Annotated in this window: 21 protein-coding genes, 1 tRNA gene and 1 pseudogene; 14 read left to right on the top strand and 9 right to left on the bottom strand. The window is 70.7% G+C overall.

Annotated elements, in window-relative coordinates; all coding sequences use genetic code 11:
- Both MKK67_RS11110 and MKK67_RS11105 read left to right on the top strand, forming a co-directional pair.
- Positions 1-129, top strand: a pseudogene (locus MKK67_RS11110) (IS5/IS1182 family transposase); the annotation flags it as partial.
- A gap of 58 nt (positions 130-187) precedes the next feature.
- Complete coding sequence (locus tag MKK67_RS11105; RefSeq protein ID WP_243964303.1) at positions 188-592, top strand: hypothetical protein; 405 nt, start codon at positions 188-190, stop codon at positions 590-592.
- Positions 593-597: 5 nt separating this feature from the next.
- Here the strand turns inward: MKK67_RS11105 and MKK67_RS11100 are convergent, their stop codons facing one another.
- From MKK67_RS11100 to MKK67_RS32600, 5 genes are all read right to left on the bottom strand, one after another.
- A complete protein-coding gene (locus tag MKK67_RS11100) occupies positions 598-897 on the bottom strand; it encodes a hypothetical protein (RefSeq protein WP_243964301.1) in 300 nt (99 codons plus the stop codon).
- Positions 898-964: 67 nt separating this feature from the next.
- Positions 965-1,414, bottom strand: coding sequence for a hypothetical protein (locus MKK67_RS11095; RefSeq protein ID WP_243964299.1), 450 nt, complete (start codon positions 1,412-1,414; stop codon positions 965-967).
- A 57-nt stretch (positions 1,415-1,471) separates the two neighbouring features.
- Positions 1,472-2,452 carry an amidohydrolase family protein gene (locus tag MKK67_RS11090; RefSeq protein ID WP_243964297.1) on the bottom strand — a complete coding sequence of 327 codons (981 nt, stop codon included), beginning with the start codon at positions 2,450-2,452 and terminating at the stop codon, positions 1,472-1,474.
- A 445-nt stretch (positions 2,453-2,897) separates the two neighbouring features.
- A tRNA-Sec gene (locus MKK67_RS11085) sits at positions 2,898-2,990 on the bottom strand.
- Positions 2,991-3,140: 150 nt separating this feature from the next.
- Positions 3,141-3,263 carry a hypothetical protein gene (locus MKK67_RS32600; protein WP_279601572.1) on the bottom strand — a complete coding sequence of 41 codons (123 nt, stop codon included), beginning with the start codon at positions 3,261-3,263 and terminating at the stop codon, positions 3,141-3,143.
- Positions 3,264-3,446: 183 nt separating this feature from the next.
- Between MKK67_RS32600 and MKK67_RS11080 the strand changes: the two genes are divergently transcribed.
- From MKK67_RS11080 to MKK67_RS11040, 9 genes are all read left to right on the top strand, one after another.
- Complete coding sequence (locus MKK67_RS11080) at positions 3,447-5,885, top strand: sensor histidine kinase NtrY-like (protein ID WP_243964288.1); 2,439 nt, start codon at positions 3,447-3,449, stop codon at positions 5,883-5,885.
- Positions 5,882-7,246, top strand: coding sequence for a sigma-54-dependent transcriptional regulator (locus MKK67_RS11075; RefSeq protein ID WP_243964280.1), 1,365 nt, complete (start codon positions 5,882-5,884; stop codon positions 7,244-7,246). Before MKK67_RS11080 ends, MKK67_RS11075 begins: the two co-directional genes overlap by 4 nt.
- 181 nt (positions 7,247-7,427) lie before the next feature.
- Positions 7,428-7,679, top strand: a complete 252-nt coding sequence (gene hfq, locus MKK67_RS11070) for an RNA chaperone Hfq (RefSeq protein ID WP_238249876.1) — start codon at positions 7,428-7,430, stop codon at positions 7,677-7,679.
- A gap of 384 nt (positions 7,680-8,063) precedes the next feature.
- Positions 8,064-9,485: a GTPase HflX gene (gene hflX, locus MKK67_RS11065; RefSeq protein ID WP_243964278.1), complete on the top strand. Its 1,422-nt coding sequence runs from the start codon at positions 8,064-8,066 to the stop codon at positions 9,483-9,485.
- Entirely contained in the window at positions 9,485-10,807 is a 1,323-nt protein-coding gene (locus MKK67_RS11060) for an adenylate/guanylate cyclase domain-containing protein (protein WP_243964269.1), read from the top strand. Before hflX ends, MKK67_RS11060 begins: the two co-directional genes overlap by 1 nt.
- Before the next feature lie 81 nt (positions 10,808-10,888).
- A complete protein-coding gene (locus MKK67_RS11055; RefSeq protein ID WP_243964262.1) occupies positions 10,889-11,125 on the top strand; it encodes a hypothetical protein in 237 nt (78 codons plus the stop codon).
- 245 nt (positions 11,126-11,370) lie between these two features.
- Complete coding sequence (locus tag MKK67_RS11050; protein ID WP_243964253.1) at positions 11,371-12,258, top strand: putative selenate ABC transporter substrate-binding protein; 888 nt, start codon at positions 11,371-11,373, stop codon at positions 12,256-12,258.
- A 4-nt stretch (positions 12,259-12,262) separates the two neighbouring features.
- Complete coding sequence (locus MKK67_RS11045; RefSeq protein ID WP_243964245.1) at positions 12,263-12,937, top strand: ATP-binding cassette domain-containing protein; 675 nt, start codon at positions 12,263-12,265, stop codon at positions 12,935-12,937.
- On the top strand, positions 12,937-14,460 hold the full coding sequence (locus MKK67_RS11040; RefSeq protein ID WP_243964238.1) for a PhnE/PtxC family ABC transporter permease: 1,524 nt from the start codon (positions 12,937-12,939) through the stop codon (positions 14,458-14,460). Before MKK67_RS11045 ends, MKK67_RS11040 begins: the two co-directional genes overlap by 1 nt.
- Before the next feature lie 470 nt (positions 14,461-14,930).
- Here MKK67_RS11040 and MKK67_RS11035 read toward each other — a convergent pair whose 3' ends face one another.
- On the bottom strand, positions 14,931-17,165 hold the full coding sequence (locus tag MKK67_RS11035; protein WP_243964236.1) for a TonB-dependent siderophore receptor: 2,235 nt from the start codon (positions 17,163-17,165) through the stop codon (positions 14,931-14,933).
- Positions 17,166-17,487: 322 nt separating this feature from the next.
- Positions 17,488-18,762, bottom strand: coding sequence for an alpha/beta hydrolase (locus MKK67_RS11030; RefSeq protein ID WP_243964229.1), 1,275 nt, complete (start codon positions 18,760-18,762; stop codon positions 17,488-17,490).
- Between the two features lie 253 nt (positions 18,763-19,015).
- On the opposite strand from MKK67_RS11030, the gene MKK67_RS11025 reads away from it, so the two are divergent.
- Positions 19,016-19,201, top strand: a complete 186-nt coding sequence (locus tag MKK67_RS11025; RefSeq protein ID WP_243964227.1) for a hypothetical protein — start codon at positions 19,016-19,018, stop codon at positions 19,199-19,201.
- A gap of 11 nt (positions 19,202-19,212) precedes the next feature.
- Here the strand turns inward: MKK67_RS11025 and MKK67_RS11020 are convergent, their stop codons facing one another.
- Together MKK67_RS11020 and MKK67_RS11015 are read right to left on the bottom strand one after the other, a co-directional pair.
- Positions 19,213-20,850, bottom strand: a complete 1,638-nt coding sequence (locus MKK67_RS11020; RefSeq protein ID WP_243964220.1) for an acyl-CoA synthetase — start codon at positions 20,848-20,850, stop codon at positions 19,213-19,215.
- A gap of 81 nt (positions 20,851-20,931) precedes the next feature.
- Positions 20,932-21,492 (bottom strand): PAS domain-containing protein, encoded by a 561-nt coding sequence (locus tag MKK67_RS11015; protein WP_243964218.1) that lies wholly within the window; start codon positions 21,490-21,492, stop codon positions 20,932-20,934.
- Between the two features lie 380 nt (positions 21,493-21,872).
- Here MKK67_RS11015 and MKK67_RS11010 point away from each other — a divergent pair, with 380 nt between their 5' ends.
- Positions 21,873-22,520: a ParA family protein gene (locus MKK67_RS11010; RefSeq protein WP_243939368.1), complete on the top strand. Its 648-nt coding sequence runs from the start codon at positions 21,873-21,875 to the stop codon at positions 22,518-22,520.
- Positions 22,504-22,824: a ribbon-helix-helix domain-containing protein gene (locus MKK67_RS11005; protein WP_243964216.1), complete on the top strand. Its 321-nt coding sequence runs from the start codon at positions 22,504-22,506 to the stop codon at positions 22,822-22,824. The genes MKK67_RS11010 and MKK67_RS11005 overlap by 17 nt, the downstream gene beginning before the upstream one ends.
- Positions 22,825-23,305 lie beyond the last annotated feature (481 nt).

Raw genomic sequence — 23,305 nt, 5'->3', positions numbered from 1 at the left:
ACCCACGCCTGGTTCAACCGCTTCCGCCGCCTGCCCGTCCGCTACGAGCGACGCGCCGACATCTACGAGGCCTTCACAAGCCTCGCGGCAAGCCTCATCACCCTCAACCAGATCAAACGGTTCTGTTAGGCGCTCTTAGAGCCGTTCCCGATTGCAACGCGATCGGGAACGGCTCTAGGACCAGGCGATGACCCGCATGCTCCTCCGCGTCGCCACCCTCGCGCTCGGCCTCTCAGCCATGCCGGCGCTGGGACAGCAGCCGGCCAAGGCGCCGGCCCGCCCCGGCCAGGACAAGGCGGCCGGTCCGGACCGGAAGGGGTCCGGTCGGGTGATCGGCTGCCCGTCCCTGGCCAATTACCGGATGCTGCTGCACGACGGCGCCGCCGCGGCCGCCGCGCTGCTGGCCGATCCCAAGGCGGACCATCTCGGCTGCACCCTGCTGTCGCGCGCCGAGATCACCGGGATCGTCGACCGGGTGACCCTCGGCGGCGAGAGCTACGCGTGCGCCGGCGTGCCGGGGACCACGGTCTGCCACTGGATGGAGCCCGGGGCCGTGGCCCGCTCCGCCCCGGCGAGTCCGGCCGGGCGCTGAAAGCCTCAGCGGAGATAGCCGCTCGCGCGCAGGTCCCGCTCCACGGCCTCGTGGACGGCCTGCAGGGGGTTGTCGTTGGTGGCGGCCGGCGGGTGCAGGGGCGGCATCGGGCCGGGGCGCAGATCCCGGTCCGGCAGCGTCGCGGGGGCAGCCGTCGCGGGGCGCGCCGGCCATCGGGCGGCGAGCCGGCGCAGGGCCGCCTGCGGACCGGGCGGGATGAGCGGGAGGAACTTGTCGATCATGACGAATGGGCCGGGGCGGATCCACAGGGTCGCGCCCGGCGCGACGTGCGGGCCTGGAGGCAACGGGCCGGGCGATCCGCCGTTCCGCGCGGGCGCCGGGCAGGGCGGTTCGGGCCAGCCGGTCGCCCCATCATCGGTGCCCTCGCCCGAGACGCGACAGGTCCGGCAGGAAGTCCGGATCGGTCAGCGCGGCCGCCAGCACCGCCAGCAAGCCGAGATGCAGGCCCGCCGCCGCGATCGGGACGCCCTGGACGGACCAGAGCCCGATCGCGCCCGCCGCCATGAGCGGCGGCCCGGCGACGTAGATCGCCGTGCGCCACGGCGCGGCCGGCCGGGCGAGACGCCAGACGCAGCCGGCGAAAGCCGCGAGCGCGAAGCCGCCCTTGATCAGCGCCATGAAGCGGATCACCCGCACCAGATCGGGATCGACGGCCGTGCCGGGGGACCGCATGGAGGTGGCACCGGCGCCCAGGACCGCCAGGGCCGTCAGCAGGCAGAGCGCTCCGCGCGCGGCCGAGCGTGATCGACCGGATTTGCGGTCGGTGGCGGCCGATAGGCCGAGATGTGCCAGGCCCTGCATCGGCCTTCTCCCGGGCGAACCCGGCCGGGCGGGCGATCCGCCCCGCGCACTCTTCGCTCAGAAGTCGTAAAGCCGCTTGGGATTTTCGACAAGGATCCTGTCACGGGTGGCGCGGTCGGGAACCCAGGCGGCGAGCAGGTCGAGCAGGCGGCCGTCGTCCACGTTCTGCGCGGGCGCGAGATCCGTCGGCTTGCGGCCCGGCTTCGGCGTGCTGTCCGGATGCGGCCAGTCGCTGCCCCAGACCAGCCGCTCCGGATTCGCCGCCACCAGGGCCCGGGCCAGCGGCGTCACGTCGGCATAGTCCGGCGCCTTGTCGGAGGCCCGGTAGGCGCCCGACAGCTTCACCCAGGCCTGTCCGCCGCGCACGAGGTCGAGCACGTCGCCGAAGCCGGGCTGATCGGGCCCGAGGGCCGCCTGCGCGCCGGCGAAATGGTCGAACACCACCGGCACCGGCAGAGCCGAGAGCTGCGGCTTCAGCGGGCCGATCACCGACAGGCGGGCATAGACCTGGAGGTGCCAGGGCCGCTGCCCGATCTGCTGGACGGCGCTCTCCAGCGCCTTGGCCGAGGCTGCCGGATCGAACACGCCGGCCTGCTCCAAGTTGACCCGGATGCCGCGGATGCCGGCCTGGGCCAGGGTATCGAGCTCGGCCGGGCCGGTCCCGGGCCCGATCACCGCGACGCCGCGGGCGCGCTGGGGGCCGAGCAGGCGCAGGCCGTCGAGGGTGGCCGCATTGTCGGTGCCGTAGACGCTGGGCGTCACGATCACCACGCGGTCGAGCTTGAGCGCGTGCTGGAGGGCGAGCAGGCTCTCGGGCGGATCGACCGGCGGCGTGTAGCCGCGCCCCGCCCAGAACGGGAACCGCGCCGGATCGGGGATGACGTGGACGTGGCAATCGCACGCCCCCGGCGGGACCTCGAACGAGACCGGGCTCCTGACGGTCGGCGCGGGGGCCTGTCCCGCGGCCCGGGCCGCCGTGTCGGTCAGGGCGAGGCCGTTGGCGAGGGCCAGGGCGAGGGTTTGCCGGCGTGACAGCATGGCGGGTCTCCTCCGGATTTTTTGGGCGAACTTCTGCGAGTGCCTAACCCGGATCGGACCACCTGGGCGTGACGCGCGCAAGCCGGTCCGGTGTCAAACAGCCCGCGACGACCGGCGACACGGCCGGGGTCGGGTGCGTCCGGGTAGCCGGGCTACGGACGGGGCCGGTCGATGCGCACCGCGGGGGGCGATCCCACCCACCCCCTCATCCTGAGGTGGCGACGCGCAGCGGCGCCCTCGAAGGAGGCCTCCAGAAATCGCCCAGGCATCTGAAGGCCTCCTTCGAGGCCCACCGATCGAAGATCGCCGGGCGCCTCAGGATGAGGGGGTCTGGGTTGGAGAGGCGCCGATCAGGATCCGGCAAGCTCCATCGCAGACCGTGCCCCCCGCGGGCAGGATCGCAGGCGCGGCGAAGTCGGTTCTGGCTGCAAGCGAGGCGGGGGCTTGGCGGAAGCGGATGGGAATCGAACCCACCGTACGCTGTTGGCGTACCACTGGTTTTGAAGACCAGGGGGGCCACCAGACCCCGTTCGCCTCCACGGGTGGGGGTACGGGGCCGTGCTGGTGGGGTCAAGGGATGGGCGTTGCCCTCACGGTCGCAACGGCTCGAAAACCAGCCTCGTCCGAACGAGATCTCACCCGTGATGCGCTGATCTGAAGCACCCGCCTTGAGGGCCGGGCCGCAATCCTAGCGCTCGCGCTCCGAAGCGTCGCGCCGATCCTGCCGGCTCGTGAACCAGTAGACGAAGCCGGCGGTCGCCGCGAGCATCAGCGGGGTTATGATGGCAGCAGACAGAAATCCGTCGCTCATTCCGCGATCCCCCGCAGACCTTTTCGGGCAGCCCAATGTAAGCAGACGCTCGGAAACGCTCAAACCGAAGCACCGCTCGCGCTGCGCTGACGTCGGACCCTGCGGCGGAATGGATCACCGGCCGCCTCCGGGGCGCCGCGATTCGTATTAATTCCGCCACACTGTTGTGGCCCTGCACCACTCATGCCGTTCCTGCGACGCTCACCGCCTGTGGAAGGCCCTGCGCCGGACCCCGAGGGGGGTGTTCAGCCGCCTGCCGAGCCGGTGGGCGAGGGGACAAGCCAGGCGGCCGAAGAAACCGCTCAGGCAGAAACGCCCCCGGAGCCGAGCACGCCGCTCGCGGACTCGCTGAAGCCCGGGCCGCGCGGGCCGGGCTGGATCGGCGCCGCCGTGGTGGTGACCGCGCTGGTCTCGGCGCTGGCGACCTTCCTGATCCTGGCCGGGGTGATCCGGGTGACGCCGACGCCGGCCTACGGCGTGACGCTGCTCGGCATCAACGCCGCCCTGGTGCTGGGGCTGGTCTTCGTGATCGCCTGGGAGGCGCGGGTCTTCCTGCATGCCCGCAAGGCCAATGCGGCCGTGGCCCGGCTGCACTCGCGCATCGTCGGCCTGTTCTCGCTGATCGCGATCCTGCCCACCGTGCTGCTGGCCGTGGTGGCGTCGGTGACCATCGACCGGGGCCTGTCGCTGGGCTTCACCGACCGGGTCCGCGACGTGGTGCTCAAATCCGTCGAGGTGGCCGACGCCTACCAGGAGAACCAATGCCAGTCGCTCGCCCGGGAGATCCGCATCCTGGTGGACGACCTGACCCGGGCGCGCCCGAACTTCGACCGGGACCGGGCCTGGTTCGAGAACTTCCTGACCACAAGGGCGACCAATCTCGGCCTGCCGGTGGCGCAGATCATGCGCGGCCCCACCGACGTGGTCGCCCGGGCCAAGATCGACGTGCTCAAGCAGGTGCGGCTGCCCTCGGCGGCGGCCTTCGCGGAGGCGGCGACCTCGACCGACCCGATCTGCCTGCTGCCCTCCGAGGGCCGGGTCTTCGCCGCGCTGCTGCGGATGCCGGCCTATGACGACGCGGTGCTGATGGTGCAGCGGGAGGTCAGCCAGCTCGCCATCGACTTCCCCGGCGTCTCGCGGGCGGCGGCGGCCGAGTACCTGACCTACGATTCGCTCCGGCGCTCGATCCAGATCACCTTCGCGTCGGTGTTCCTGCTGATCGCCCTGATCGCGCTGCTGTCGGCGGTGTGGTTCGGGATGAACTTCGCCAACCGCTTCGTGGCGCCGATCCGCCGGCTGATCAACGCCGCCGATCAGGTCGCGGCCGGCAATTTCTACGCCCAGGTGCCGACCAAGAAGACCAGCGGCGACCTGGCCCATCTCGGCGAGGCCTTCAACAAGATGACGCAGGAGCTGCGCCGCCAGCATACCGGGCTGATCGCCGCCAACGACCTGATCGACACCCGCCGCCGCTTCACCGAGGCCGTGCTGTCGGGGGTCTCGCCCGGGGTGATCGGCCTCGACGCGGCGGGCTTCGTCACCATCGCTAACCCGGCCGCCGAGCGGATGCTCGACGTGGAGAGCAACGCCCTGATCGGCCAGCCGCTCGCCCGGGCGGTGCCGGAACTCGCCCCGGTGCTCGCCGAGAGCGAGAGCCGTCCGCGCGCCCTCCAGCAGCAGCAGCTCCAGCTCACCCGCTCCCGCGGCGAGCGCACCGTGACCGTGCGGGTCACGAGCGAGCAGGCGCAGGGGACCTCCCGCGGCTCGGTGGTGACCCTTGACGACATCACCGACCTCGTCCAGGCGCAGCGCAGCTCCGCCTGGGGCGACGTCGCCCGCCGCATCGCCCACGAGATCAAGAACCCCCTGACCCCGATCCAGCTCTCCGCCGAACGCATCCGGCGCAAGTACGGCAAGGTCATCACCGCCGACAAGGAGGTGTTCGACCAGTGCACCGCCACGATCGTGCGCCAGGTGGACGAGATCAAGCGCATGGTCGACGAGTTCTCGGCCTTCGCGCGGATGCCGAAACCGGCCATCGCGCCGAACGACCTCACCGAGATCGCCAAGCAGAACCTGTTCATGATGCGCGTGGCGCACCCGGACATCGACTTCGCATTCTCGGCGCAAGGTGGCTCAGGACAGGGCGGGGCGGGCAACTCCGAAAAGATCGTGGCGGCCTTCGACATCCGGCTGCTCAGCCAAGTGATCACCAACATCCTGAAGAACGCCGTCGAGGCGGTGGCCGAGGTGCCGCCGGCCGAGCTCGGCAAGGGCAAGATCGGCCTGGGCCTCGCGGTCGAGGACGGCTTCGCGGTGATCACCGTGACCGACAACGGCAAGGGTTTTCCGGTCGAGGGGCGCCAGCGGCTGCTGGAGCCCTACATGACCACACGCGAAGGTGGCACGGGGCTGGGGCTTGCTATCGTCAGCAAGGTGCTTGAGGAGCACGGCGGCGGGATCGCGTTGAACGACAATCCCGCCGGCCGTGGCGGGCAGGTGCAGATGCGGGTCCCGCGCGAGCACGGGCCCGAGCCGTCCGGCCCCGAGACCAGTTCCACCCCGACAGAGGAGAAGGGCGCCGCACCGACGGCCCCCCGGATCGCGGAGATGCACGCATGAGCGCCGATATCCTGATTGTCGACGACGAGGCCGACATCCGCGACCTCGTGGCGGGCATCCTCGACGACGAGGGCCATCGCTGCCGCACGGCCGGCGGCTCCGACGAGGCGCTGGCCGCCATCGAGGCGCGCCGGCCGCACCTGGTGTTCCTGGACATCTGGCTGCAGGGCTCGCGGCTCGACGGCCTGCAGGTGCTCGACCTGATCAAAGCGGCCAATCCCGACCTGCCGGTGGTGATGATCTCGGGCCACGGCAACATCGAGACCGCGGTCTCGGCCATCAAGGCGGGGGCCTACGACTTCATCGAGAAGCCGTTCAAGGCCGACCGGCTGATCCTGGTGGCCGAGCGGGCGCTGGAAGCCTCCCGGCTCCGGCGCGAGGTCCGCGACCTGACGGCGCGCTCCGGCAACCCGAACCGCATCGTCGGCGGCTCGCTGGCGATCAACCAGCTGCGCCAGACCATCGACCGGGTGGCGCCGACCAACGCCCGGGTGATGATCACCGGGGCGCTCGGTTCCGGCAAGGAGCTGGCCGCGCGCAGCCTGCACAAGGCCTCGGCCCGCGCCAACGGCCCGTTCGTGCTGCTCAACGCGGCCACGATCCTGCCCGAGACCATGGAGGCCGAGCTGTTCGGGGTCGAGGGCGAGTCCGGCCGGCGGGTCGGCGCCCTGGAGGAGGCCCATGGCGGCACCCTCTACCTCGACGAGGTCGCCGACATGCCCCGCGAGAGCCAGAACCGGATCCTGCGGGTCCTGGTCGACCAGAATTTCCAGCGGGTCGGCGGCACGACGCGGGTCCACGTGGATGTCCGGATCATCTCCTCGTCCTCCCGCGATCTCCAGGAAGAGATCGCCGCGGGCCGGTTCCGCGAGGACCTGTTCCACCGGCTCTCGGTGGTGCCGGTCCGGGTGCCGGCCCTGTCCGAGCGCCGGGAGGACGTGCCCGAGCTGATCCAGTTCTTCATGGACAACATCTCGTCCCAGACCGGCCTGCCCAAGCGCGTGATCGCCGAGGACGCGATGGCGGTGCTCCAGTCGCACAATTGGCCGGGCAACGTCCGCCAGCTCAAGAACAACGTCGAGCGGCTGATGATCCTGACCCAGGCCGACCCGGACCAGGAGGTCACCTCCGAGATGCTGCCCTCCGAGATCGGCGCCCTGGTGCCGACCACCCCGGGGGGCGCGGGCGGCGAGAAGCTGATGAGCCTGGCGCTGCGCGAGGCGCGCGAGATCTTCGAGCGCGAGTACCTCGTGGCGCAGATCGCGCGGTTCTCGGGCAACATCTCGCGCACGGCCGAGTTCATCGGCATGGAGCGCTCGGCGCTCCACCGCAAGCTGAAGTCCCTCGGCATCGGTCCGTGAAACTGACGCCGATCCGTCACGGATCGGCCGGACTGGGCCTCGCTTGCCCCCGCACATTCACGCGGTCATGCTGTATACGCGATCACGGGCGGGATGATCGGACGACCCCGCACGTGATGGCCCCTCAGGGGCCGTACCCATCCCGGGCCCTTCGCGCCGGGACAACAAGAAGGCAAAGAAGATGGCGGGCGAACGCGCACAGAACCTTCAGGACACGTTCCTCAATCATGTCCGCAAGAACAAGATCCCGCTGACCATCTTCCTCGTCAACGGCGTCAAGCTGCAGGGCGTGGTGACCTGGTTCGACAATTTCTGCGTGCTGCTGCGCCGGGACGGCCACTCGCAGCTCGTCTACAAGCACGCGATCTCGACGATCATGCCGGGCCATCCGGTCCAGCTGTTCGAGCCGGACGAGACCCCCGAGAAGGCGTGATTTTTTGCGGGGGCGGGCGATCGGTTCGCTCTCTCCGGGGCCGCGATCCCGGCAGCGGGCGGCTTCGCCGCGCAGGCAGCGGCGAAGCCCAGGACGATCCCGCACTCTCCCCTCATCCTGAGGTGCGGCGGAGCCGCCTCGAAGGAGGCCTCCAGGGATCGCGCGGCCAGCTGGAGGGCTCCTTCGAGGCTTCCGCTGCGCTCCGGCGCCTCAGGATGAGGGCGCGGGTGGGATGGGCCGAATCGAACCGGCTGCCGGATTCGGATCTCCCCGATCCCAACCTCTCGAATCCCGGCATCTTGGCCCGGCCCCGCCGAATCCCCATCTCGAACAATCCGAGTTCTCGAACGAAGCTGCCGGCGCGCGGGCGGCGTTAAAGGTTGCATGAGCGAGACGCTGACGTCCGGCGAGGCCCGGCTCCAGGCACAGGCCGCGCCCGAGGGCGAGATCGCCGCGGCGACCCACACCCTGGTGATCGGGCCCTATCTGGCCCGGGGCGCGCCCGGGCCGGGGGGACCGGGCCACGGGCCAGCCCAGCCGACCCGCTCCGTGGAGGCGCGCCTCGATGAGGCCACCGGGCTCGCCGCCGCGATCGAGCTCGACGTGGTCGAGAGCCTCTCGATCAGCCTGCCGCGCATCCGGCCCTCGACCTACCTCGGCAAGGGCCGGGTCGAGGAGATCGCCGGGCTGATCCGCGCCCGCGAGATCGGCCTCGTGGTGATGGATTGCGCGCTCTCGCCGGTGCAGCAGCGCAATCTCGAGAAGGCCTGGGGCGCCAAGGTCATCGACCGCACCGGCCTGATCCTGGAGATTTTTGGGCGGCGCGCCTCGACCCGGGAGGGCACGCTCCAGGTCGAGCACGCGCATCTGGCCTACCAGAAGTCGCGGCTGGTCCGGTCCTGGACCCACCTGGAGCGCCAGCGCGGCGGCTTCGGCTTCCTGGGCGGCCCCGGCGAGACCCAGATCGAGGCCGACCGGCGCATGATCCAGGAGCGCATGACCCGGATCGAGCGCGACCTCGACGCGGTGGTGCGCACCCGCGGCCTGCACCGGCAGAGCCGCGCCCGGGTGCCGTACCCGATCGTGGCGCTCGTCGGCTACACCAATGCCGGAAAGTCGAGCCTGTTCAACACCCTGACCAGCGCCGAGGTCACCGCCAAGGACATGCTGTTTGCCACCCTCGACCCGACCGCGCGGGCGACCAAGCTGCCGCACGGCGAGAACGTGATCCTGTCGGACACGGTGGGCTTCATCTCCGACCTGCCCACCGCCCTGATCGCGGCGTTCCGGGCGACCCTGGAGGACGCGATCGAGGCCGACGTGCTGCTGCACGTGCGCGACGTCAGCCACGTCGATTCCGAGGCCCAGGCCGAGGATGTCGGCGACGTGCTGCGCGAACTCGGCATCGAGACCACCGCCGAGCGGATCATCGAGGTCTGGAACAAGTCCGACCTGCTGGACGACAACGAGCGCACCCGGCTGATGAACCTCAGCGGCCAGGCCAAGGCCCGCAACGACCGCGACAGCGACGCGCCGGTGCTGGTCTCGGCGCTGACCGGGGAGGGGCTCGCCGCCCTCACGGCCCGGATCGAGGCGCGGATCGGCCGCCACCGGACGAGCTTCGCGGTGTCGCTGCCCCCCGAGGACGGGGCGGCGCTCAACTGGCTCTACGAGAACGCCGAGATTCTGGACCGGCGCGCGGAAGCCGACGGCACCCTGCACCTGGCGATCCGGATCGCCCCCGAGAAGGAGCCGCGCTTCCTCAACCGCTTCAGCGCGGCCCGGCGCCTCGACCGGGGCGCGTGATGGCCTCGGGCGGCGCCCGGACACCGCCGCTCCCCGCCTCCCGGACCACCGGGGACCGCGCCGCGCGCAGGGCGGAAGCGGCCCAGGACGACGCCGCGGTCCTGCGCGCCATGCAGGCGGGCGGCGGGCTGCGGCTGCTCGGGCTGCGGATCGTGATCGTGCTGGTGCTGCTGATGGCGGCCCAGGCCTATGACGGCTCGCTGCACGCCCTCAGCCACTGGTTCATCCTTGGCCTCTACGGCGTCGGCACGGTCTGGTTCGGCCTGGGGGAGCGGGGCGGCGGCCCGGCGGCGGCGGTCTATGGCTGGGCCGGGACCCTGCTCAATGCCGGGCTCGCCGTCTACGTGATCATCGAGCACATGCTGGCCGGCGGTGAGGCGGCCCTCGGCGCCGACGCGGTCAGCCGCCTGCCGGCCTTCCTGCTCCTGCTCCAGACCGGCCTGAGCATGCGGGTCGCCCACACCCTGCTGTTCTGCGGGGTGGTGACGGCCTGCTGGACCGCGGCGTTCCTGGTCGGGCTGGCCTGGCCGGAGCTGTTCCCGGGGCCGGATTCCTTCCCGACCGCGCAGATCACCGGGTTGGCCACCTTCGTGGCGGCCGGCCTCCTGGTGATCGACGGCATGACCCGCCTGCGGGAGGCCGTGACCCGGGCGCTGCGCATGGAGCACGAGCGCGCCCAGCTCGCCCGGTTCGTGCCCGACACGGTCGCCCTCGACCTCGCCGCCGAGGATGCGGACGCCACGATGGGCATCCACCGGCGCCATGCCTGCCTGATGGTGCTCGACATCCGCGGCTTCTCGCGGCTGAGCCGGGAGCACCCGCCCGAGGTGATGGTGACGGCCCTGCTCGCCGTCCGGGCCGCCGCGCAGGCCGCGGTGGCCGAGCAGGGCGGCCTGGTGGACAAGTATGTCGGCGACGCCGTGCTGGTGCAGTTCGTGGTCGGCCGGCCCCGCGCCCAGGCCCGGGCGGCGCTGGCCTGCGCCCTGTCGATCCACGACCGGATCGCCGCCCTCAACGCAGCGCGGGCCGGGGAGGGGCTGTTCACCCTGCGGGTGGTGGTCGCCCTGCATGCCGGCGACCTCCTGGTCGGGGTGTTCGACGACGGGGTGCGGGCCGAGTACACGGTGCTGGGCCCGGCCATGAACGCCCTGTCGCGCCTGGAGGCCCGGGCCAAGGCGGCCGAGATCGAGATCGGCGCCTCGGGGGACTTTTTGGATTTGCTCGGGGGGCCGCTGCCGCCCCGCATCCGGGTTGTCCCTGTGCCCGACGCGCGCGACGCGCAGCCTGCCCTGTTCGCCATCGTCGAGACGCCGGCGGCCTGACGTCCCAGCCCGTCCCGGAACATGCGCGAGACCGATTCGTTCGGTCGTGGCGGCGCAGGGTCGCGAAGAGACGAAGAACCCATGACCAAGATCCTCCTCGGCGCGACGCTCGCCCTCGGCCTCGTCCTTGGCGCCGCCAGCCCCAGCCTCGCCGCCCCGGGCGACGGCCTCGACCGGAACGCCGCCGCCACCGGCAACAGCAATTTCGGCGGCATGCATCGCGGCGCCCGGATGTCCTCCCGGGGCGTGATGACGAGCCGCCATCACATGATGCGCCGGCACCATCGCCACCCCATGATGCGCCGGCATTACCGCTGAGTTTTTGGGGACCGCGTGCCTGCGCGGGCGCCGCGCAGGCACGCGACCGGACGACTGGGGCCCAAGAGTGCCGGGCGCGGCAGCGTCTGCCGAGCATCATCCCGAAAGGTGGGATCCGGCGTTCGGCAAAACAGGATGCGAAGCCAGAGACCAGCGCATCGCCCCGGTTCCGGTATTCAGGACGATGCGCTAGGGAGAATCCAGATTCGGCGTGCCCAATTCAGGCGCGGTGGGGTGGAGGATCCATGCTGGGACTGGGACGGGTCGGGCGGTTCGCCCTGGGATGTCTTGCGCTCGCGCTCGGCACGGCCGCGCAGGCCCAGGAGAAGCCGGTCCCGCCCCTGGTCTTCACCGGCATCCCCGACCAGGACGAGAGCCGCCTCGTCGAGCGCTTCGGCAAGGTCGCGACCTACCTCGAGGCCAAGCTCGGCGTGCCGGTGCGCTACATCCCGGTCAAGAGCTACCCGGCGGCGGTGACCGCCTTCACCAACGGGCAGGTGCAGCTCGCCTGGTTCGGCGGCTTCACCGGGGTCCAGGCGCGCCGGGCCGTGCCGGGCTCCCAGGCGCTCGCGCAGGGCGCCGAGGACGCGGCGTTCAAGACCTACCTGATCGCTCAGGCCGGGGCCGGGCTGGAGCCGACCAGGGATTTTCCGAAGGCCATCGCCGACAAGACCTTCACGTTCGGCGCCCGGGCCTCGACCTCCGGGCGGCTGATGCCGGAATACTTCATCCGCCAGGCCTTCCCGGGCAAGAACCCGGAGCAGGTGTTTGCCCGGGTCGGGTTCTCCGGCGACCACAGCCGCACGATCCAGTTGGTGCAGTCCGGCGCCTTCGCGGTCGGCGCGGTCGACTACGCGGTCTGGGACCTCGACACCAAGGCCGGCAAGGTCGACCCGAAGGCGGTCTCGGTGATCTGGGAGAGCCCGACTTTCCCGGACTACCAATGGACCGTGCGCGGCGACGTCGACCGGACCTACGGCCCCGGCTTCACCGAGACGCTCAAGGGCGCCCTCGTCGGCATCACCGACCCGGCGATCCTGGAGCCGTTCGGCCGGTCGAAATTCATCCCGGTCACCAACGCCGCCTACGAGCCCCTGGTCGAGGTCGGCCGCTCCACCGGCCTGCTGGACTGAGACGGTGGCGGCCGAGGCCCGGGCGGCGATCGTCCTGGAGAACGCCGCGGCCTCCTATGGCGGCCACCCGGTCCTGTCGGGCATCGACCTGACCGTGCGGGCGGGCGAGCGCGTCGCCCTGATGGGCCGCTCGGGCGCCGGCAAGTCGACCCTGATCGGGCTGATCCAGGCGCAGGCGCCCGAGAAGGTCGCGCTGGTGCCGCAGGCGGCCGCCCTGGTGCGGACCCTCACGGTGTTCCACAACGTCTATATGGGCCGGCTCGACCGGCGCTCGACCCTGCACAACCTCCGCACCCTGGTCCGCCCGGCCCAGGCCGACATCGACGCCGTGCAAAAGATCCTCGACCGGGTCGGCCTGGCGGAGAAACTCTGGGCGAAGGCCGGCGCGCTGTCGGGCGGCCAGCAGCAGCGCGTCTCGGTGGCCCGCGCCCTCTATAACGGCCGGCCGATCCTGGTGGGCGACGAGCCGGTCTCGGCCCTGGACCGCCAGCAGGGCGCGCGGATCCTGGCCGAGATGGCGGGCAGCCACGAGACCCTGATCCTGGCGCTCCACGACGTGACCCTGGCGCTCGCCCATACCGACCGGATCGTGGTGCTGGAGGCCGGCCGCATCGTCCTCGACGCGCCGGCCCAAAGCCTCGATCCGGCCCGGCTGCGCCCCTATTACGAGGCCGCCTGATGCGGCTCGCCCTCCGGCGGCCCGGCTACGCGGCGGTGAGCCGCTGGTTCCTGGCGGCCGCGCTCGCCGGCCTGCTGGTCGCGGACCTGCACGTCACCACCCTGCACCCGTGGGCCGATCTCGCCCGCCTGCTCGACGGCCTGTTCCGGCCGGACTTCCTGTCGGTCGAGGGCTGGAGCGTCGTCTACACGGTGGCCTTCGCGGTGCTGGGGGTCGGGCTCGGGGCCGGGACCGGCCTGCTGCTGGCGATCCCGTTCGCGCGCTCGCGGACCGTGCGGCTCGCCTGTGCGGGCTTTCGCGCCGTGCACGAGCTGTTCTGGGCGCTGCTGCTGATGCAGGTGTTCGGGCTCTCGGCCGCCACCGGCGTGCTCGCCATCGCGCTGCCCTACGCGGGCATCTGCGCCAAGGTCTATGCCGAGATCCTCGAGGAGGCCGATCTCGCCGCGCTCCGGGTGCTGCCCGTGGGCACCGGCGCGGTCTCGGCCTTCCTGTACGCGCGCCTGCCCGAGGTCGCCGGGCGGATGCGCGACTACAGCCTCTACCGGCTCGAATGCGGCCTGCGCTCCAGCCTGGTGCTCGGCTTCATCGGCCTGCCGACCATGGGGTTTTACCTCGAATCCGCCTTCCGCCAGGGCCGCTACGCCGAGGCCGGGGCGCTGCTCCTGGTGTTCTATGGGCTGATCGGCACCCGCCGGCTCTGGATCCGCGGCTGGACCGTGCCACTCCTGCTCATCGCCGCGCCGCTGGCCCTGCCCCCGGCGATCGGCAACGCCGCGGTGGGGCCGAGCCTCGCGCGCTTCCTCGGCCACGACATCGTGCCGGCGCCTTTGCGCGGCGCGGCGCTCGCCGATCCCGAGACCTGGGCGCGGCTCTGGGCGTGGCTGCGCCCGATCCTCACGGACCAGATCCTGCCGGGCACGATCCAGACCCTGATCCTGGCGCAGATCGCCCTGGCGGCGACCGCGCTCGGGGCGCTGGTGCTGTTCCCGCTCACCGCCCGGCGCTTCACCGGCCCCCTCGGGCGGCCGCTCGGCCGGGTGCTCCTCGTGGTGGTGCGCTCGACGCCGGAATACATGCTGGCCTATTGCGGCCTGCAGCTGCTCGGCCCCTCGATGCTGCCGGCGATCCTCGCGCTGGCGCTGCACAATGCCGGGATCGTCGCCTACCTGATGGGCCGGCACGCCGACGCGCTGCCCTACCGGGCCGACGCGCCCCGGGGCCTGAACCTCTACGCCTACGAGACGGTGCCGCGCCTCTACGGCCAGTTCCTGGCCTATCTGCTCTACCGCTGGGAGCTGATCCTGCGCGAGAGCGCGATCTTCGGCATCCTGGGGGTGACGACGCTGGGCTTCTACGTCGATGCCGCGATCTCGGAGCTGCGCCTCGACGTGGCATTGGTGCTGATCGCCGCCACCGCCCTGGTGACGGTGGCGGTGGACGCCCTCTCCCGGCGCCTGCGCCGATCCTTACGCATCGACACACTGCCGACCCGCCTCTCCGGGCCGGCGCCCGTGGCGGGGTGACGGGACCGGGTTTCAGGGCGTTGGCGGCAGGGCGCAGCGGAGCGTCCCGCCTGCCCGATGACGCGGCGTCCTTGCCTGGGCCGTTCTGCCAGCACCCCCGTCATCCCGGGGCCGCGAAGCGGAGCCCGGGATCCAGAACCACTGTCGGATCAGTGACTTGCACCGTCGGCGGCTCTGGATCCCGGGCTCGCCTGCGGCGCCCCGGGATGACAGGGTGGGTGCTGAAGCGTCCTCGGACATCCGGGATGCCTTTAGGGCCTCTCGCTGCGCCCCGTCACCCGCTTGCCGCCGTCGTCTCGGCTCTGGTCCTGGCGAAGGCTGGGCGCGTGTCATCGGAGCTGACCAGCGCCGTCCGAAACGATCGATCCCAGCAGCAAAGCGCCTCAAACGAATCCAGCAAAAAACCTTATATTTCTATCGCTTAAAACGCGACGTTCGCGTGCCGCCTCAAGATCGGCGAGGCGGCTGCCTCACCACTTGTAGCTCAAGCTCGCGGTGACCCGTCGCGCCTCGCCGTAGAAGCAGGCGTTGATCGACGTGCAGGACGAGACGAAGCGCTTGTCGAAGATGTTGGCGGCGTTGATGGCGAAGCGCCAGTTGCCGCTGGTGTAGTGCACCAGCGTGTCGAACAGCACGCGCTCGGGCACCTTCAGCGTGTTGTCGGTCGTCGCGAAGGAGGACCCGACGTAGCGCACGCCGCCGCCGACGCCGAAGCCCGCGAACTCGCCCGTGGGGATCGTGTAGTCGCCGAACACCGACGCGAAGGTCTGCGGCACGCCCGCCGGCGTCCGGCCGACATTGTCGCCCTGCTCGATCTTCAGGTCGTAGGTCGTCACCGAGGCGACCACGTTGAGCTCGGGCGTGATGCTGGCCGTGAGCGAACCCTCGAAGCCCCGCGAGCGCGTCAGCCCGAGCTGGAGCGAGTTGTTGACGTTGCTCGGGTCGGTGGTGAGCGAGTTGTTGAGCGCGAGGTCGAAGAACGCGGCCGTGACGAAGATATCCGTGCCCGGCGGCTGGTACTTCACGCCGGCCTCGTACTGCTCGCCCGTGGTCGGCTTGAACGGTTGGCTGAAGGCGTTGGTGCCCACCTGCGGGTTGAACGAGGTCGCGTACGAGACGTAGGGCGCGAGGCCGAAGTCGAAGTTGTAGATCAGCGCGAAGCGCTCGGTCGCCGCGTTGGCGTTCTGGGTCGTGCGTGAGATCGGGCTGGCGAGCTTGTTGTTGACCTCGTTGGTGGTGAAGTCGCCGCGGCCGGAGGCGATCAGGGTCAGCTCGGGCGTGAGCTTGATCTGATCCTGCACGTAGATGCCGGTCTGCTGGAACTGGTCGAAATTGACCAGGTAGGGCGTGACCGGACCGGCCGGGCTGACGAAGTTCGGTGCGGCCAGGTTGAACGGATCGACGCCGAAAAACGTGCCCTGGTTGTCGTTCAGGGTGAAGTACTTGTAGTCGACGCCCATCAGGAACGTGTGGCCGAACAGGCCGTCGCTGAACCGCGCGACCGCCTGCGTGTCGACGTTGAGCTGGCGCGCCGTCGAGGCCGCCTGGAAGCGATAGCGGCTGAGCTGCGTCTGCGTGGTCGGATCCAGGTAGCCGATGCCGCCGCTGAGCGAGTTGTCGTAGGATTGCGAGATCGCGTAGCGCGCGTTCTGGCGCACCGTCCAGACGTCGTCGAACACGTGTTCGAACTCATAGCCGATGAAGGCCTGCGTGCGCCGGTACCGGTTCTGGATGTTGTCCTGGGTGTTGTACGAGCGCGGAATGCGCAGGCCCTCGGCCTGCGGGCGCACCGTGCCGTAATAGGGCAGGAACGCGTTGATGCGGCCGGTCTCGTCGTGCTGGAAGCTCGACAGGATCGTGAAGGTCGTGGCCCCGTCCGGCTTGTAGGTGAAGGACGGCGCGATGTAGCCGCGATTGTCCTCGACCCCGTCGACCTGGGTGCCGCCGTTCCGCCCGATGGCGGTCAGCCGGTAGAACCAGTGCCCCTCCGCGTCGGCCGGGCCGCCGAGATCGAAGGCGAAGTACTTCTGGCCAAAGGAGCCGCCGCCGGCCTCGATGTAGCGGAGCGGGTCGAGGGGCGGGCGCTTGCTCACGAGGTTGACGACGCCGCCTGGATTGCCGGCGCCGAACAGGACGGCGGAGGGCCCGCGCAGCACCTCGATGCGCTCCAGGCCGAACGTCTCCAGCTGGAAGCCGCCGAAGCCGAAGTTCAGAAGCTGCAGGCCGTCCTTGTACAGGCCGGTATCGTTGGTGGTGAAGCCGCGGATCAGGAAGAAGTCCTGGCGCGTGTCCGGTCCGAAGGGACTGCCGAACACGCCGGGCGCGTACTGGATCGCCTCCGAGACCGATTGGGGCTTCTGCGCGTCGAGCTGCTGGCGCCCGATCACGGTGATCGATTGCGGCGTCTCGATCAGGGGCGTGTCGGTCTTGGTGGCGGTGAGCGAGCGCTTGGCGACGAAGCCGGTGATCGGGCCGCGCGGATCCTCGCGCACCGGGCCGGTCCGGTTCGCGCCGCCCTCTCCGGTGACGCTCAGCTCCTCGAGCTGCACGCTCGACTGCGCGGTCTGGCTGCCGAGGTTGTTGGCGCGCGGACGCGGCGGCGTCGCATCCTGGGCCAAAGCCGGCACGGCCTGCGCCAGCACGGCCAGGGAGGCACCGGCGACGAGGGCGCGCAGGGCGCCGGAACGGGGATGGACGGCTCTCATCTGACTGGACCCTGTGCGACCCCGCGGACAGCCGACCGCGTTCGCCGGGGGCGGTCCCGGCGGGGCTGTCCCGCTCTTTAGAACTGTGATAAACTGCTGTTATTATTCAGCTTTCTGCTACACGCAGTACGTGCAGCCAGGCTTGGCCGCAAGCGGTCCGCACGCAGAAGGCGATGGCTGTTGCGGTTACGACACGCAGCGTTAGAGGCGCCCCTGAGGCGCCCCTGGGGCGGCACGGGAGCGGGCAGGGCGCTGCTGCGAAGGGGCGGCGGAGATGCCTGTGGACGCCGCCGAACGGGCCGCGGCGTCCGGTCCCGAAACACTACTTCACGCGGGTCCCGAGCCAGCTGGCCACGGCGTCCGCCACGGCGTCGCTGTTGGTCTCCAGCATCACCATGTGGCCGTTGCCGTGCAGGCCCTGGTCGGCCAGCCGGATCGTGTCGGGCCTGGCGCCGGCCTGGGTCAGGAACGCGGCCGTGCAGGCATCGTAGGTGGCGTGGAACGAGGCCTCGGCGGTCACCAATGCGGTCGGCACCTTGGCGAGGTTCGGCAGGGTCCGGGCGGGGTCGGCCTGCAGCCAGCAGCGGATCTGGCCGTCCGCCGGCTTGGCGTCAGAAGCCCTGGGGTCAGACGCCTTGGCATCGGAAGCCTTGGGGTCGGGCACCTTGGCCTGCTGCGCCACCACCAGATCCTCCGGCGCCCTGACCGGCGGATCGAAGGTCAGCGGCATCCGGGTCAGCCCGTAGGCACGGGCGCGGCCATCCCCGGACTTCTCCCAGAACTCCTTGCCGCCGCGGAACTGCACGTCGAAGAAGGGCGGCCCGTTCGGCTCCACGGTGACATGGGCCTTCACCAGGTCGGGCCTCGCATCCGAGGCCGCCCAGCCGAACAGCGCCCCCTGGCCGTGGGTGAGCAGGATCGCCGGCCCGACCTTCTCCAGAAGCGCCAACAGGGCCGGGTCGACGAGCTCTTCCGTCTGCTGGCTGTTGGCCAGGAACGGGACCTGGCTGGCGAAGAACTGGTCGAAGCCGGCATTGCCCTGCACGCCGGTCCCGCCCGGCCATTGCGTGTGGAGCTTGGCCTGCGGGAACAGGTCGTAGACCTCCGGGGCCGTGTAGGTCTTCTCGAGGCTGCGGGTGCCGAGCCGGTCGTAAGGGCCATAGACCTCCGGGTTGGTGCCCGAGCGCCCGCGCCCGACCTGGTCGACCACGTAGACCTGATAGCCCTTCTCGACGAAGCGCTGCACCCAGCCCGGCCGGCCATCGGCGGTGGCGAGGTAGTTCACTCCGGTCTGGGCCAGGCCATGCACCATCACCACCGGGTAGGGCTGGGTGATCCGGGCGGGCGTGCGCGACTGCACGAACATCTGGCCGACCATCACGGTCTTGTCGCCGAGCTTTTGATACCGCCCGCCGATGTAGAAATAGCCGGCCCGGGTGACCGGCTCTTGAGTGGGTTGCTGGGCAGGTTCCTGAGCCTGGACCGGCCCCGCCGCCAGGATCGCGGCCTGAACGGCGAGCGCGCCTCCCAGAACGCAGCCGGCGATGCCCCCTAGAACGCAGCCGGCGATGCCCCCCGAGATCCCCTTGCCGGCCATACGTCTCTCCCCCGGATGCGATCCCCGCATCGGGCGGGCTTATTGCGGGAAACGAGGCGTTCGGCCAGCACCTCCGGTTGACGCAGGAGCCGGTTCCGACACCGAGAGCCCGAACCCAGACGCATGCCAGGTCCATCACGGCGACGCTGGTGAAACCGCGGCCGCACGCCCACCTTCCGGTTATCGCAGGCGCCGTGATCGGCGCCCCTCGCCCGGGCAGCCCGCGGCGAGACCCAGTCAAGGACGTCACGCCGTGGACCCCGCTACCGCTAAGATCCTGGTTTCGGCCGCCCTGGTCGCCTCGATCAGCCTGTTCAGCCTCGTGTCGATTCAGGCCTTCATCGCCCAGATCGCGGCCGATCTGCGCGCGGCCAAGTCCGTGGCCAAGACCGTGCGCGTGCCGGCCCACGCCGAGCGTCGGCAGCCCCCGCAGGCCTGACCGGTTCCGCCTCAGGTTCCGTCCTGGCGGGCCCGCTCGCGCAGGATGAATTTCTGGACCTTGCCGGTGGAGGTCTTCGGCAGCTCGCCGAAGATCACGTGGCGAGGCAGCTTGTAGGCGGCCAGCCGCCCCCGGCACCATTGGATCAACTCGTCGGCGCTCGGCGTCGCCCCCGGCTTCAGCTCGACGAAGGCGCAGGGCGTCTCGCCCCATTTGGCGTCCGGCTTGGCGACCACTGCGGCGGCCGACACCGCCGGGTGCTTGAACAGGGCGTCCTCGACCTCGATCGACGAGATGTTCTCGCCCCCCGAGATGATGATGTCCTTCGACCGGTCCTTGAGCTGGACGTAGCCGTCCGGGTGCTTCACCCCGAGATCGCCGGTGCGGAACCAGCCCCCCTTGAACGCGGCCTGCGTGGCCGCCGGGTTCTTGAGATAGCCGCGCATCACCACGTTGCCGCGCATCATCACCTCGCCGATCGTCGTGCCGTCGGCGGGCACCGGCGCGAGCGTCTCCGGGTCGCGCACGTCGAGGGCCTCCAGCACCGGGTAGCGCACCCCCTGGCGGGCTTTCTTGGCCGCCCGCTGGTCCGCCGCCAGGGCGTCCCAATCCGCGTGCCAGGCATTGACCACCGCCGGGCCGTAGCTCTCGGTCAGCCCGTACAGGTGGGTCACGTCGAACCCGGCCTCGGACATGCCGGCCAGCACCGCCTCGGGCGGGGGCGCCGCCGCGGTGAAGAACGCCACCCGCCGGGGCAGGTCCCGGCGCTCGGCATCGGGGGCGTTGATCAGCATCTGCATCACGATCGGCGCGCCGCAGAGATGCGTGACCTCGTGCTCGGCCATCAGCCGGTAGAGCGCCTCCGCCCGGACCTGGCGCAGGCAGACATGGGTGCCGGCCACGATCGACAGGGTCCAGGGGAAGCACCAGCCGTTGCAGTGGAACATCGGCAGCGTCCAGAGATAGACCGGGTGCTGCCCGAGCCCGCCGGTGATGACGTTGCCGAGCGCCAGCAGCGCCGCGCCCCGGTGATGGTAGACCACGCCCTTCGGGTCGCCGGTGGTGCCCGAGGTGTAGTTCAGCGCGATCGCGTCCCACTCGTCGCCGGGCAGCTGCCAATCGTGCTCCGGGTCGCCCCCCGCCAGGAAGGTTTCGTAATCCGTCTCCCCGAGCCGCGCGCCCGGCCCGTCATACTCCGGATCGTCGACATCGATGACGAAGGGTCTGGGCTCCAGGCCGTCGAGCGCCGCCGCGGCGGTCTTCGCGAATTCCCGGTCGGTGATCAGCACCTTGGCCTCGCCGTGCTCCAGGCAGAACCGGATCGCGGCGGCGTCGAGGCGGGTGTTGAGGGTGTTGAGCACCGCCCCGGTCATCGGCACGCCGTAATGGCACTCGACCATCTCGGGGGTGTTGGCGAGGAAGGCCGCCACGGTGTCGCCGCGGCCGAGCCCGCGCCGCGCCAGCGCCGAGGCCAGGCGGCGGGCGCGGGCGTAGAGGTCCCGGTAGGAGCGCCGGAGGGGGCCGTGGATCACGGCGACCTGCTCGGGGAACACCCGCGCCGCCCGGTCGAGATAGAGCAGGGGGGTCAACGGCTGGTGGTTGGCCGGCACGCGGTCGAGATCGCGGTCGTAGATCGTGTCGCGGGCCATCGGCGTCCTCCCGGCAATGTGTTGCCGGGACAGTAGCTTGTGGGCGCGGGCGCGATCAATCGCGCTTCCGGGGAGACGCGCTCAGTGGCGCGGCTCGTCCTCCGGCTCGGGCAGGAAGCTAGCGAGCTCGAAACCGATCGCGATCATCAGGCGCTCGATCTGCTCGACCAGCACCGGCCGCTGCAGGGCCTGGGCGAGGTCGCGTAGGGCGATGACGTGCTCGGCCATCCGGTTCACGACCCGCTCGCTCTGCACGAGGTTGGCCGACTGCACCTCGGTCCGGTCGATGGCGATGCCCTGGCCCTGCAGGGTGCGGCCCGTGGGATCGCGGTCGATCCGGCCGCGCATCAGCAGAGTGCGGATGCCGCTGCGGGTGTCCCGCGTGCGGAACTCCGCCTCCAGGGTGCCGCCGGTCTCGGACACGGCGTGCAGGTAGCTCTCGATCCGGATGCGATCCTCCGGATGGGTCCGGTCCAGGAACACCGCCAGGGACACGCCGGTGGCCGCCGCCACCGGGTCGAGGCCGAGCAGCCCCGCCAGGGAGGCCGAGAGCGCCAGCCGGTCGGCCCAATGATCGTGGACCCACGTACCGACCACGCCGGAAGCATCGAGGACGGATTGCGGGATCGGGGCTTCGGCCATGCCATTCCTTGCCGGGCTGTCGAACGCCGCCAAACCTGAGGTTATCAAATCCATCGCAGTCCCGGCGCCGGCGATCCTAACGCTACGGTATCCTATAGCGGCTGAAAAGGCCGTTCAGGAATTAGACACCACAAATGTTAACCTGAAGTTTAGAATGCCTGTCATGTCCGCGAATCCTGGCTCGGTCCGGCCGCCCAAGTGAGTGGGACCTGCTTTAACGAGTCGTTAACCATGACGCCCCCAACCTGCCGCACGACATCCTTGGGTCACAGGATCGCGGCAGCCCGTGATCATGTACCTGAGGTTGCCCGGCGCGGGTGCGGCAATTCGGATTGCCCGCGCCCCGGCGGATGCGCGGGGCCTTCTGGAGGACGCCCAGGATGAAAGCGATCACCTTCGTCACGCAGAAGGGCGGCAGCGGCAAGAGCACGCTGTGCATCTCCCTGGCGGTCGCCGCCCGGGAGGCGGGCCACACGGTCTGCATCCTGGAGATGGACCGCCAGGCCACGATCTCGGACTGGCTCGACCACCGCACCGCCGACGGTCCCGAGGTCGCCCAGATCGACGCGACGCAGATCGACGCCGTGATGGAGCGCCTGCGTGAATCCGCCTACGATTTCGTGTTCATCGACACGCCGGGGGTCGATTCCACCGGCACGCTCTCGGCGATTCGCGCGGCGGATCTCTGCATCATCCCGTGCCGGCCGACGCCGGCCGACCTGCGGGCGTTCAAGCCGACGCTCGCGGCGGTCTACCGGCTCGAGAAGAAATTCGCCTTCGTGCTGAACCAGACCCCGCCCCGCTCCTACCGGGTCCGGGACGCGGCCGACGGGCTCGCCGTGCTCGGCATCCTGCCCGACGTGAACATCGTCGCCCGCACCGACCACCAGGACGCGATCGGCCTCGGCCAGGGCGTCACCGAGTTCAACCCCAAGGGCCAGGCCGCCGGGGAGGTCCGCCGCCTCTGGGCCTGGATCGAGCGCCGCACGCAGTCGCTGAGGACGGGCCAGCATGTCCAAGCCGCCTAAGCTCAGCCTCGCGGCGATCGTCGCCTCGGCGAACCCGCCGGACCGGCACGCGGCCCGGCCGCAGGGCGCCGAGATCGTGACGCTGACGCTCGCGCCCCCGGCGGCGAAGCCGGCCGCCACGCTGAAGCAGCGCGCCCGGCAGATGTCGGTCTATCTGGAGCCGCCGGTCTACGACCAGCTCCGGGACCTGGCCTATGCCGAGCGGACCAAGATGCACGCCCTGATGCTGGAAGGCCTCGACCTGCTGTTCAAGCAGCGCGGCGCCCGCTCCATCGCGCAGCTGACCGACACCCAGTCCCGCTGAACCGGGTTTCCGAAGGGCCGTGCCCTTTGGCGGGGTTCGGGGCAAGACCTCTAGGATTTGGCCCCCGAGAGACCAGGGCTCTGCCCTGGACCCGAAAAAGGTCTCCGACCCAGCGCTTTCAAAGTGTTGGGCCCCGTGCGTGTCATGGGATCAGCGCTCCCGAGCAGATCACGCGCGCCCCTTTCCCGGACAGGTGAAGCGAAGCGGAACCTGAGCCGGGACCCAGCACACGAAGCGCCGCGCCAGCGGCACAGGCCGATCGGACGGCCGCTGCGCGCCGGCGTGTGCTGGGTCTCGGGTCGCATTCCGCTTGCGCCGCGTCCGCCCGGGCACACGGCCGTGCAGACGGGCTCGGCGCCCGGTGCTGGTGCCCGGCACGACCGCTTGAAAGAGCTGGGGCCCGGGTCGCATTCCGCTGACGCGGCATGCGCCCGGGAAAAGGGCCGTGCAGACCGGCCAGACGCCATGTCCTGGCTCTCAA

The organism is Methylobacterium sp. J-072 (genome assembly GCF_022829425.1).
In the GTDB taxonomy this organism is placed as follows: Bacteria; Pseudomonadota; Alphaproteobacteria; order Rhizobiales; family Beijerinckiaceae; genus Methylobacterium.
Note: the sequence above shows the minus strand (reverse complement) of the source record. Positions and strands in the feature narration are given on the sequence as shown.